This is a genomic window from Agromyces sp. G08B096 (assembly GCF_040267705.1).
Taxonomy (GTDB): Bacteria; Actinomycetota; Actinomycetes; order Actinomycetales; family Microbacteriaceae; genus Agromyces.
In genome coordinates this window covers 1,852,673-1,864,383 of sequence record NZ_CP158374.1, presented here as the reverse complement: position 1 = coordinate 1,864,383, position 11,711 = coordinate 1,852,673, and the positions used below count along the sequence as shown (strand labels likewise).

11 protein-coding genes and 2 tRNA genes are annotated in these 11,711 nt (G+C 69.2%); 11 read left to right on the top strand and 2 right to left on the bottom strand.

Features of this window, described 5'->3' with window-relative positions; all coding sequences use genetic code 11:
• Nucleotides 1-23 precede the first annotated feature (23 nt).
• The 3 genes from ABIQ69_RS09025 to ABIQ69_RS09015 all read left to right on the top strand — a co-directional run bounded on the left by ABIQ69_RS09025 (nt 24) and on the right by ABIQ69_RS09015 (nt 1,172).
• A tRNA-Asn gene (locus ABIQ69_RS09025) sits at nt 24-96 on the top strand.
• Between the two features lie 54 nt (nt 97-150).
• Complete coding sequence (locus ABIQ69_RS09020; RefSeq protein WP_350346789.1) at nt 151-870, top strand: AzlC family ABC transporter permease; 720 nt, start codon at nt 151-153, stop codon at nt 868-870.
• The gene (locus tag ABIQ69_RS09015) at nt 867-1,172 is read left to right on the top strand and encodes an AzlD domain-containing protein (RefSeq protein ID WP_350346788.1); all 306 of its coding nucleotides are present in this window, start codon (nt 867-869) and stop codon (nt 1,170-1,172) included. The genes ABIQ69_RS09020 and ABIQ69_RS09015 overlap by 4 nt, the downstream gene beginning before the upstream one ends.
• Nucleotides 1,173-1,179: 7 nt before the next feature.
• On the opposite strand, the gene def is transcribed toward ABIQ69_RS09015, so the two are convergent.
• Nucleotides 1,180-1,743, bottom strand: coding sequence for a peptide deformylase (def, locus tag ABIQ69_RS09010; protein ID WP_350346787.1), 564 nt, complete (start codon nt 1,741-1,743; stop codon nt 1,180-1,182).
• Nucleotides 1,744-1,784: 41 nt separating this feature from the next.
• Between def and ABIQ69_RS09005 the strand changes: the two genes are divergently transcribed.
• From ABIQ69_RS09005 to ABIQ69_RS08995, 3 genes are all read left to right on the top strand, one after another.
• On the top strand, nt 1,785-2,702 hold the full coding sequence (locus ABIQ69_RS09005; protein WP_350346786.1) for a DMT family transporter: 918 nt from the start codon (nt 1,785-1,787) through the stop codon (nt 2,700-2,702).
• A gap of 152 nt (nt 2,703-2,854) precedes the next feature.
• Entirely contained in the window at nt 2,855-4,105 is a 1,251-nt protein-coding gene (locus ABIQ69_RS09000; RefSeq protein WP_350346785.1) for a glycosyltransferase, read from the top strand.
• Between the two features lie 10 nt (nt 4,106-4,115).
• Nucleotides 4,116-4,189, top strand: a tRNA-Ile gene (locus ABIQ69_RS08995).
• A gap of 142 nt (nt 4,190-4,331) precedes the next feature.
• Here ABIQ69_RS08995 and ABIQ69_RS08990 read toward each other — a convergent pair.
• Nucleotides 4,332-5,012 carry a TetR/AcrR family transcriptional regulator gene (locus tag ABIQ69_RS08990; RefSeq protein ID WP_350346784.1) on the bottom strand — a complete coding sequence of 227 codons (681 nt, stop codon included), beginning with the start codon at nt 5,010-5,012 and terminating at the stop codon, nt 4,332-4,334.
• Nucleotides 5,013-5,189: 177 nt separating this feature from the next.
• Between ABIQ69_RS08990 and ABIQ69_RS08985 the strand changes: the two genes are divergently transcribed.
• Genes ABIQ69_RS08985 through ABIQ69_RS08965 form a run of 5 tightly spaced genes read left to right on the top strand, consistent with a single transcriptional unit; the run spans nt 5,190 to nt 11,673 of the window.
• Nucleotides 5,190-6,521, top strand: coding sequence for an MFS transporter (locus ABIQ69_RS08985; protein ID WP_350346783.1), 1,332 nt, complete (start codon nt 5,190-5,192; stop codon nt 6,519-6,521).
• 55 nt (nt 6,522-6,576) lie between these two features.
• A complete protein-coding gene (locus ABIQ69_RS08980; RefSeq protein WP_350346782.1) occupies nt 6,577-9,318 on the top strand; it encodes a family 78 glycoside hydrolase catalytic domain in 2,742 nt (913 codons plus the stop codon).
• Nucleotides 9,315-10,553, top strand: coding sequence for a family 1 glycosylhydrolase (locus ABIQ69_RS08975; protein ID WP_350346781.1), 1,239 nt, complete (start codon nt 9,315-9,317; stop codon nt 10,551-10,553). The genes ABIQ69_RS08980 and ABIQ69_RS08975 overlap by 4 nt, the downstream gene beginning before the upstream one ends.
• Nucleotides 10,550-11,383, top strand: coding sequence for an SDR family oxidoreductase (locus ABIQ69_RS08970; RefSeq protein WP_350346780.1), 834 nt, complete (start codon nt 10,550-10,552; stop codon nt 11,381-11,383). Before ABIQ69_RS08975 ends, ABIQ69_RS08970 begins: the two co-directional genes overlap by 4 nt.
• Before the next feature lie 26 nt (nt 11,384-11,409).
• Nucleotides 11,410-11,673, top strand: coding sequence for a hypothetical protein (locus tag ABIQ69_RS08965; RefSeq protein WP_350346779.1), 264 nt, complete (start codon nt 11,410-11,412; stop codon nt 11,671-11,673).
• Nucleotides 11,674-11,711 lie beyond the last annotated feature (38 nt).

Here is an 11,711-nt window from a genome sequence, read left to right as displayed (position 1 = left end):
GAGTATCGGTTGCTGCGAAGCGATCCTCCATAGCTCAATTGGCAGAGCAATCGGCTGTTAACCGATAGGTTCTTGGTTCGAGTCCAAGTGGGGGAGCCGAGAGGGCCGCCCGGGTTTCCGGGCGGCCCTTCGTCGACTTCGGGAGGTGGCGTGGGCGAGCGAGGTGCGGATGCCTCGGGGCGCGGCATCCTCACGACCCCGGCGGCGCGCGACGGCCTCGCGGTGGGCCTCGCGACCGCCGTCTACGGCATCTCCTTCGGCGCGCTCGCGGTTGCGGCCGGCCTCGACGTCTGGCAGACCTGTTTCCTCAGCCTCATCATGTTCACCGGCGGCTCGCAGTTCGCGCTCGTGGGCGTGCTCGCCTCCGGCGGTGTCGCCGCCGGGTGGTCGGCGATCGCCACAGCCGGGCTGCTCGGCGTGCGCAACGTGGTCTACGGCATGCGGATGAAGCCGCTGGTCGACACCGGCGGGCTCTGGCGGCGCGCCGCGGCGGCGTGGGTCACGATCGACGAGTCGACCGCCGTCGCGCTGGCGCAGTCCGATCAGCGGCAGGCGCGGATCGGCTTCTGGGTCACAGGGCTCGCCATCTTCGCCGGCTGGAACCTGACGACGCTCATCGGCGCGCTCATCGGCGACGCGATCGGCGACACGAGGGCATGGGGATTGGATGCCGCGGCCGCCGCCGCGTTCCTCGGGCTCCTCTGGCCGCGGCTGAAGCGCCTGCAGGCCGGTGCGGTCGCCGTCGCGGCGGCGCTCGTGGCGGCGCTCACGACTCCCGTGCTCATGCCCGGACTGCCGGTGCTCGTCGCCGCGGTCGTGGCGGTCGTCGTCGGCTGGTTCGACCTGCTCGGCCGGAGGAGGGCCGCGTGACGACCTGGCAGATCATCCTCGTGGCGAGCGCGGCGACGCTCGCGCTCAAGCTCGCGGGTTACCTCGTGCCCGCGGGGTTCCTCGAGCGGGAGCGCCCGGCGCGGATCGCCGATCTGCTCACCGTCGCGCTGCTCGCCGCCCTCATCGCCGTGCAGACGTTCGGCGCAGGACAGGCGCTCGTCGTCGACGCGCGACTGCCCGCGGTGATCGTCGCGGCGGCGTTGTACGCCCTGCGCGTGCCGTTCGTCGTGGTGGTGTTCGTCGCGGCGGGCGTCGCCGCCGGGATCCGCGCGTTCACCTGACGCCGGTTCAGCCCTCGAGGTCGTCGACGCCCGGCATCCACTGCTGGCCCGGCCGGCCCCAGCCGAGCTTGCGCTCGATCTTGTGCACGATGCGCTGGTCGCGCTCTCCCAGACGATCGAGGTAGAGCACACCATCGAGGTGGTCGTACTCATGCTGGAAGATCCGGGCGAGCCATCCGCTCGCCTCGATCTCGAATCGCTCGCCCTCGAGGTCGGTCGCGCGGAGGATCGCGCGTTCCGCGCGCCGCAGACCGAACCGCTCACCCGGGAAGGAGAGGCATCCCTCCTCCTCGTCGACGTCGGGCTCGCCCGGCGGAGGCGGACTGATCCAGAGCTCGGGGTTGATGGCGACGCCGCGCCACTTCGTGCCGTCCTCGTCGGTCCAGCCGTACGTGAAGATCCGCAGCGGCACACCGACCTGCGGCGCCGCGAGCCCGACGCCCGGCGCGCGGTCCATCGTCTCGTAGAGGTCGGCGACGAGCTCGCGGATTCCGTCGTCGATCTCATCGACGGGAGCGGCGGGGGAGTGGAGCACGGGGTCGCCCGTGATTCGGATCGGTCGAACGGCCATTCGCCAAGGATATCGACGGGCGAACAGGTATGGTCGAGGGCGTGGATCCGGACCTCAGCGACCTGACCGAGCAGATCGCGCTCGACCCCTCGCAGTTCATCGGGATCCCGCTGGCGCTCGTGGGCGCGGTCTTCCTCTCGCTCGGCGCGCAGTTCCAGCACCGCGGCGTCGTCAAGGTCGAGGCGCGGACGGTCGACTCCCTCGGCAAGGGGCTCAACGGCCGTCAGCTCGCGCTGCTCCTCGCCCGTCCGTCGTGGGTGCTCGGCACGCTGATGCTCGGCCTCGCGATCGTGTTCCAGCTCTCGAGCCTCTACTTCGCGCCCATCATCGTCGTCCAGCCGCTCGGCGCCATCGCGCTCGTGATCACGGCGATCGTGAACTCCCGCGTCGCGAATGTGCGGCTGAACCGGAAGACGATCAGCGCGATCGCGATGTGCGTCGGCGGCGTCTTCCTCTTCGTCGGCGTCGCGGCGTTCACCGCCGTCGACAAACCTGTCACCGACGCGCAGCTCATCACGATCCTCGTGATCCTCGCGGCCGTCCTCGTCGCCGCGGGCGTGGCGTTCGTGCTCTTCCGGCGGAGCATCCGCGCCATCTTCTACGTCATCCTCGCGGGGGTGCTGTACGGGTTCGTCGCGACCCTGGCGAAGGTCGTGCTCGGCCGCATCGAGCAGGGCGAGTTCGAGTGGCTGACGCTGCTCTGCGTCATCGGACTGCTCGCCGCCACGGCGCTCGGCGCGTACTTCGTGCAGAACGCCCACGCCTCCGGGCCGCCCGACCTCGTGATCGCCGGGCTCACCGTGGTCGACCCGATCGTCGCCGTCGTCATCGGCATCGTCGTGCTCGGTGAGGCGTCCCAGGCGCCCTGGTGGGCGATCGGCGTCTTCGTGCTCGCCGGCGTCATCGCGGTCTGGGGCGTCTTCCAGCTCGCGAGGAACCACCCGCAGACCCGGGTCTGATCGGGCGTCATCCGGTCGGATGACATGCGGCCAGGGGCCGCCGCGCGGGCCGCTGCGTAGACTATGGTCGGATTCAGCCCGCGCGCCACCCCTGCCGCGCCAGCACATTCGGGGCCGATCGCCCCCGACCGAACTGTGAGGAACCACACCCAGTGCCTGACACACCCGGTGCGTCATCCGCGTCGTCCGCCGCCGAGCCGGAGCGTCCGCTCCGCATCCTTATCGGCGCCGACACCTTCGCCCCCGATGTGAACGGGGCGGCGAAGTTCGCCGAGCGGCTCGCAGCGGGCCTCGTCGAGCGCGGTCACGAGGTGCACGTCGTCGCCCCGGCCGCGAGCCGCAAGCACGGCACGTGGCCCGAGGTGCACGAAGGGCAGGAGATCACCGCCCACCGTCTGTACTCCTGGCGCTGGTACCCGCACGACTGGCTGCGCTTCGCGCTGCCGTGGCGCATCAAGCAGAACAGCGCCCGCATCATCGACGAGGTCAAGCCCGACGTCGTGCACTTCCAGTCGCACATCGTGGTCGGTCGCGGCCTGTCGGTGGAGGCCGAGAAACGGGGCATCCGCATCATCGGCACCAATCACTTCATGCCCGAGAACATGCTCGAGTTCACGCTGCTGCCGAAGGCCTGGCAGGACTGGGCGGTCGGGCTCGCCTGGAAGGCCGCTCGTCGCACGTTCGGCCGCGCCGAGGCCGTCACGACGCCGACCCGCCGCGCCGCGCAGTTCCTCGAGAAGCACACCGGGCTTCGCGGCGTGCACGCCATCTCCTGCGGCATCGACGCGCACAAGTACTCGCCCAACTGGGAGCCCCGCACCGAGAACCGCATCCTCTTCGTCGGCCGCGTCACGGGTGAGAAGCAGATCGACGTGCTGCTGCGCGCGGCGACGCTCCTGCCCGCCGAGCTCGACGCCAAGATCGAAATCGTCGGCGGCGGAGACCAGCTGAAGAACCTGCAGAACCTCGCGAGCGAGCTCGGCCTCGCCGACCGGGTCACCTTCACCGGCTACGTCACCGACGAAGAGCTGCGCGATGCCTACCACCGGGCGTCCGTGCTGGCGATGCCCTCCATCGCCGAACTGCAGTCGATCGTGACGATGGAAGCCATGGCGTCGGCGCTGCCGGTCGTCGCGGCGAATGCGATGGCGCTGCCGCACCTCGTGCACGACGGCGAGAACGGCTACCTGTTCGAGCCCGGAAGCGCGGAGGACCTCGCGGCGAAGCTTCGCAAGGTGCTGGAGGCCCCCGCCGAGGAGTACCGCGCCCTCAAGGAGGGGTCGATCCGGCTCATCGCCCCGCACGACATCCAGACCACGCTCTCGACGTTCGAGAGCCTGTATCGTGGGAGGCCGGTGGCCGATCCGGTCACCGACGTCGCGTCGGCGTCGCTTCCCGAATGATCCGGCGCACGGGGCGGTAGCTCAGCCGGTCAGAGCAGTGGACTCATAATCCATCGGTCACGGGTTCAAGTCCCGTCCGCCCTACTGCCCGCATAGACAACGGGAACGGCGGCTCCGATCGGAGCCGCCGTTCGTCGTTCTAGGACGCCTCTGCCCACAATCTGCCCACACTTTTCGGAATGCGAGCGCTGATCGCGAGGCGCGTCGGCGCCACCCACTCCGTGCATCATGTGCGCGACGATCCCTCGAGCGTGCTGTCTCGATCGTCGTCCGTTGTGACGAGACGCATGAACTTCTCGAGCAGCGGGAGGGTCTCGCGCGTCGGGTCGAGCAGGGCCTGGATGCGCAACCCGTCGATCATCGCAATGAGCATGGTGACCTTGTCGTCGGCGGTGATGACCTCGCCGTCGAGCGCGTTGCCCAGGTGACCGCTCGAGAAGTAGTCGCGCATGCGTTCGCGACGTGCGATGAAGAACTCGTGCGCCGGGTGCTCGGGGTTGGTCGCGGCGACGGTGATAGCGAGCCAATTGCGTTGGTGCTCCGGGCGGGTGAACTCGTCGGCGAGCACGCTCGAGAGCACGCGCTCGGCGGGCACCTTCGACTGCATGATCGCGCGCGCCAGTTGCTCGTCGTCGTCGTCTCGCTGCGCGAGGGCGGCGAGAAGCAGATCGTCCTTGCTGGCGAAGTGTCGGAGGAGGGCGGCGTGCGTGAGATTGGCCCTCGCGGCGATGTCACGCAGGGATGCCCGCTCGTACCCGTGCTCCGCGAAGCTCGCCAGTGCGGCGCGGACGATCTCAGCGCGGCGGCCAGGTGTGCTGGCGTAGGGTCCGCGTCGGCCTCGCGGTGCGGACGGAGCGGCGGCGGCATCCGGCGCCTCGGTGGCGACCGATGAGCTCGAACCGTGCATGTCATCTCCCCGTCGGCGTACTCGTCGAGTCTGGCAGACCCTGATCGACGTCGACTTGCCAATCGTAACCGCTGTGGTTACTCTTGGCCACGCGTAACCAATGTGGTTACTTTTTGAGGAGTACCTCAGCGCGGCCCGCGTACGATCGCGTGGTCGGCTTCACCGGTGAAGGAGTCAATGGTGACGAAGAACGAGCCGAGCGCGGGGCACGCCGTGGGCCTCGCCGTGTCCGACGCGGATGTCGCGCCGGTGGTCGAGAGCGCGGGCGACGAGCCGCAGCAGCCGATGAGTCGCGGATACATCGTCTGGCTGATGCTTGCGAGCTTCGGCGCGTCGATGGCCATGATGGTGCCGCTCTCGTACGGCATCGCGGTGCGCATCACCGAACTCGCGCCGGGCCACGAGGAGGTGCTCGGCTTCATCACCGGGATCGCGCAAGTTGTCTATCTCGTACTCAGCCCGCTCGTCGGGATCTGGAGCGATCGCACGCGCTCGCGCTTGGGCCGCCGCAGCCCGTTCATCTACCTGGGTGCCGCCATCGGACTCTCCGGACTCGTCGTCATCGGCCTCGCCCCGAGCCTGCTCATCGTGGGCGCGGGGTGGGTGCTCGGCATGGTCGGCTGGTCGATCGCCGGCGCGGCCCTGCAGACGATCCAGGCCGACAAGCTGCCCGAGGCGCAGCGCGGCAAGGTCTCGGCGCTCACCGGGCTCATGACGCAGATCGCGCCGGTGCTCGGCATCGGTGTGGCATACGCGGTGTCATCGAACACGTTCCTCGTCTTCGTCGTTCCCGGGGCGATCGGTGCGGTCCTCCTCGCACTGTTCCCGCTGATCAAGCCGGAAGGAAGCTCGAAGGGGCTCGCACCGTCGAATCAGGTCACGCTCAAGTCCGTCGTCGCGAGTTACGGGTTCAACATCCGCAAGTACCCGGACTTCGCGTGGAACTGGCTCGGACGCTTCGTCTTCTTCATCGGCCTGTACTTCAACACCACGTTCGGCACCTTCTTCTATGCGCAGCGACTCGACATGCCCGTGCGCGAGGTGGCCGGGGTGGTCGCCACGGTCGGCATGGTCGGCGTGCTCGCCGCCGCGATCGGTGCGATCGTCGGCGGATTCCTCTCCGACAAGCTCCAGCGTCGACGTCTCTTCGTCATGATCGCGGCCGTGCTGTTCGTCGTCGGTGCGGTCACGGAGGCCACGGCGTGGTCGCTGCCGCAGATCGTCGTCGGCGCCGTGCTCATGCAACTCGCGATCGCCGTGTTCGCGACCGTCGACCAGGCGATAGTGTACGCGATCATTCCCGAGCGCAACGAGGCCGGCCGCTATATGGCCGTCATCCAGTTCGCCCAGAAGATCCCGAGCGCGGTCGCACCCCTCCTCGCCGGGCTCGTCATCATGATCGGCGCAGCCGAGGGCGTGAAGAACTACACCCTGCTGTACCTGACCGGCGCGGTGTTCGCCCTGCTCGGCGGACTGATCATCCTGCTCAAGGTCAAGTCGATCCGCTGACGCGGACCCTCCCCGCCCCGATCCTTCAGCCGCAACGAAACGGAAGCGATCCATCTTGCCCACCGCACCCTCCGAACTCGTCGTCGACGCAGGCGGCGACGGCTTCACCGTCACCGGCACCATGCCGCGGCTCTCATGGCACGACCCAGTCGATCGTGAGCTCCGCGCCGCCTACCTGGTCGAGGCGGTGATCGACGATGCCGAGCCCGTCGTCGCCGAGGTGACCGGTCGCCGCCTGGTGTCCTGGCCGTTCGACGACCTCGCCAGCGGTCGGCGCGTGCGTTGGCGCGTACGCCCCGCCGACGCGTCCGCTGAGACCACGTCGTCGGAACCCGCGTGGTCGCCGTGGGCCGACTTCGAGGTCGGGCTGCTCGACGCCGACTGGAGCGCGCACTGGATCTCGCCGGTCGAACCCGAGGTGGGCTCGGCGGCGGACGCCGGATACGGGAAACGTGCCGCGCACGTGCTCACGGGCCGTTTCGAGGTCGTCGAAGAGGTCGTCTCCGCCCGTCTCTACACGACCGCGCTCGGCGTCTACACGGCGACGGTGAACGGCTCGCGCGCCGGCTCGATCGAGCTTGCTCCGGGCTCCACATCGTATGACCGCACGCTCTACGCGCAGGCGGCGGATGTCAGGGCCCTTGTCCGGGCTGGCCAGAACACGATCGAGCTCGAACTCTCCGACGGGTGGTACCGCGGCCAGGTCGGCGCCTTCCGCCTTCCGGCCGGGTGGGGCGCAACGCTCGGCGCCCGTGCCGAGCTGCACCTCGAGTTCGCGAACGGAACCCGGCAGGTCGTGCGCAGCGACAGCACCTGGACAAGTCGTCGCTCGGCGATCACGCGGGCCGACCTCATGGACGGACAGACGCTCGACCTCTCGGTGCTCGAGGCACCCGAGTCCTCGGTGCTCGTCGACGTCGTCGATGCGCCGCCGGCGATCGACTGGTCGCCCGCGCCGCCCGTCCGCGTCGTCGAGACACGTCCGGTGCAGGAACTCCGCGCGATCGCCGATGGCGTCTGGATCGCGGACTTCGGGCAGAACGCCTCCGGATGGATCCGCCTGCGCGACCTCGGAGCACCGGGCACCCGCACGGTGCTCGAGTACGGCGAAGCGCTCGATCGCGACGGTGATCTCGACACGTCGCACCTCGACTCCGAGCGACCCGACGGCGGACGCAAGACCTTCGTGCAGCGTGATGAAGTGATTGCGGGTGAGCACGGCGGCGAGTTCGAACCGCGTCACACGGTGCACGGCTTCCGCTACGCCCGCATCACGAGGGCCGCCGGAAGCGGTGCGGGAGCGGCATCCGCTCGACTCCTCGATCCGGCCGCGCTCGAGATGCGCATCGTACAGTCCGACCTGCGCCGTACCGGTGCGTTCGCGTGCAGCGACGACGCGCTGAACCGCCTGCACGAGATCGCCGACTGGAGCTTCCGCGGCAATGCGGTCGACGTGCCCACCGACTGCCCGACCCGCGAGCGGCTCGCGTGGACCGGCGACTACCAGGTGTTCGTGCCCATGGCGACGCGCCTGTACGACGTGCACGGGTTCAGCCGCAAGTGGCTGCGCTCGGTGCGCGACGACCAGCTCGACGACGGCCGCATCGCGAACTTCTCGCCCGACGGGCGCCGCATCAAGCACCACCTCGACGACCAGTTCGCGATGATGACCGGTTCGGCGGGCTGGGGCGACGCGATCGTCGCCGTTCCGTGGGAGCTGTACCGCTCGTACGGCGACGAACTGGTACTGGCCGAGAACTTCGATGCGATGGTGCGCTGGGTCGACTGGGCGCTCGAGCAGGCGCGTACGACCCGCCACCTCGCGCGCGCGGAGGCCTCCGTCGAGCCCGAGCCATTCGAGCAATACCTCTGGGACGGCACCTTCCACTGGGGCGAGTGGACCGAGCCCAAAGAACGCGACGCCGACGGTAAGCGCATCGACCCGATCAAGCACAACCCGATGGCCTGGTTCATGGCCGACAAGGGCGAGGTCGGCACGGCCTACCTGCACCGGTCGACCTCGACCCTCGCCGCCATCTCGGGCGTCCTCGGGCGTACAGCGGATGCGACCCGCTACGCGGCGACCGCCGACCGCATCGCCGACGCCTGGCGGCAGGCGTACCTGCGGGCCGACGGCACGACGACGACCGACACCCAGGCCGCCTACGTGCGTTCCCTCGCGTTCGGGTTGATTCCCGAAGGGCTGCGGGAACGTGCGGTCGACCGGCTCGTCGAGCTGATCAGGGAGGCAGGCACGCATGTCGGCACCGGCTTCCTCGCGACCGGCGACCTGCTGCCGGTGCTCGCCGATCACGGGCGGGCGGATGTCGCGTACGAACTGCTCCAGCAGCGCACCGCGCCGTCATGGCGGTACATGCTCGACCGCGGGGCGACCACGGTCTGGGAGGACTGGGAGGGCATCGACGAGCACGGCGACGCCCACGAGTCGCTGAACCACTACAGCAAGGGCGCCGCGATGCGGTTTCTGCACACCCACACGCTCGGGCTCCGGCAGGGCGCTGATTCGATCGGCTGGGAGCAGGTCGTGGTCCAGCCCGTCCCGGGCGGCGGCGTCCGTTGGGCGCGCGGCTCGCACGACGGCCCGCAGGGCACCATCGCGGTCGAGTGGCGTATCGAAGGCGAGCAGATGCAGCTGACGGCCGAGATCCCCTCCGGAACGCGAGCCCTCGTGATCCTGCCCGACGGCACCGAACACCTGATCGGAGCGGGCCGATTCGAGGCATCCGCCCCGATTTCCGACACCACGCACACACTGAACGAGAGGACCAACGCATGACCACCTTCCCCGACGGATTCCTCTGGGGCGCAGCCACGGCAGGCCACCAGATCGAGGGCAACAACGTGAACAGCGACTGGTGGGCCCGCGAGCAGATGATGCCCGGCATGGAGCTCTCCGGCGATGCAGTCGACAGCTACCACCGGTACGAGGAGGACATCCGCCTGCTCGCCGATGCCGGGCTCACGTCGTATCGGTTCAGCCTGGAGTGGTCGCGCATCGAACCGGTGCGCGGGCACTTCTCGAAGGCCGAACTCGCGCACTACCGACGCATGATCGAGTTCTGCCTCGAGCTGGGCGTGACGCCGGTCGTGACGCTGCAGCACTTCACGACGCCGCAGTGGTTCGCTGCGTTGGGCGGGTGGGACGGCCCCGAGGCGGAGACCCTTTTCTGCACGTACGTCGAGCAGGCGTGCACGATCCTCGACGGCGTCGAGTGGGTCGCGACGATGAACGAGCCGAACATGCAGGCGGCGATCATGACCGCGATGCGGCACCTCGCGGCATCCGGCGGCGACTGGACGAGCCCCACGATCGAAGCCGACGGCGACGAGGAGAAGAAGCAGACGCACAGCGAGTTCCTGACCTACGCCGATCCTGAGATCGGGCGCATGTTCACGGGCATCCACCATGCCGCGCGTGCGATCGTCCGCGAGCGCACCAACGCCAAGGTCGGCTGGACGATCGCGGCGGGCGCCCTGACCGCGGCTTCAGGCGGCGAGGAGAAGCTGCTGCAGATCCGGTACGGCAAGGAGGATGTCTACTGGGAGGGCAGTCGCGGCGACGACTTCGTCGGCGTGCAGGCGTACTCGAGCCAGCAGGTCGACGCGAACGGCCTCGTGCCGCACCCGCCGCACCCTGACAACACGCTCGTCGGGACCGCGTTCCGGCCCGACTCGCTCGCGATGGCGGTGCGCCACGCGTGGGAGGTCAGCGAGCACACCCCGATCGTGATCACCGAGAACGGCATCGCAACCGCCGACGACGCGCAGCGCATCCGGTACACCGACGCGGCGCTGCGTGGCCTGGCTGGCACCATCGCCGACGGCATCGACGTGCGCGGCTATCTGCACTGGTCGCTGCTGGACAACTTCGAGTGGGGCCACTGGGAGCCGACGTTCGGCCTGATTGCGGTCGATCGCGACACGTTCGTGCGCACCCCCAAGCCAAGCCTCGCCTGGCTCGGCCAGGTCGCGCAGCGCAACGCGCTCGAGTCGACGGAGGCGGCAGCATGAGCTTCCCGTTCGCGGACGTCTCCGCACGCTCGCTGACCGACCTGATCTCGCTGGACGGGCGCCGTGCGGTCGTCACGGGCGCTGCGCAGGGGCTGGGCAAGGCCATCGGCGCCCGCCTCGCTGAGGCGGGCGCCGACCTCCTGCTCGTCGACCTCAATGAGGATGCCGCCCGCGCCGCTGCCGCGGAGCTCGCCGAACGCTACGGCGTCCGTGGCCTGAGCACGCGCGCCGACGTCACCGACACGGCATCGGTCGCCGCCACGGCCGACCTCGCCATCGCCGAACTCGGCGGGATCGACATCTGGGTCAACAACGCGGGCATCTTCCCGAACGCACCGGTCACGATGATGCCCGACGAGATGTGGGACGCGACCTTCGCGGTCAACGCACGCGGCGTGTTCCTCGGCTCGCGCGAGGCGGCACGCCGGATGTCGACGGACGGATCCGGCGGCGTCATCATCAACATCATCTCGACCGCGGGCGTGCAGGTGGCGTTCCCTGGGATGACGGCGTACGTGGGGTCGAAGCACGCCGCGCTCGGCATGACGAAGTCGCTCGCAGTGGATCTCGCTCCGCTCGGCATCCGGGTGCTCGGCGTGGCACCGAGCTTCGTTCCGACCGAGGGCAACCTCGCCGCCGCGAAGGCCGGCGCCGAGGCGGCGGCGGCCGCCGGCGTCGAGATGCCGTCGCTCGACGTCATGAACCAGAGTCGGATCGGACGCCTGGGCACGCCCGACGACATCGCGCGCGTCGTGCTCTTCGCCGCCAGCGACCTCTCGATGATCATGACGGGAAGCACGCTCCTGGCGGACGCCGGCGAGACGCTCTAACGTCGGTGACCGCATAGCTCCTGCCCTTGCGGGCCATCTCGCAGATTCACGTCGGCCGGATCACGTCGACGGAGGACCAGGCGCAAGACACGCTCGCGCGCCTGGTCTTCGCCGGGTTCGAGGCGATCGAGCGCAACGGGTTCATGGCCCGACCGACGCGTTCGACGGTGCGTTCGCGTTGCGCGGGCTGCGGTCTGATCCGCGAATTGAATTCGCTCCTTCAGCTGCGCAAGGATCCGCCCTTTCTCTTCTATGCTCGCGCAGCGGCTTCTATCACGAAGGCGCACTAGCTTTCTATGGTGGCCTTCGGCTCAATGAGGCGGTCAAC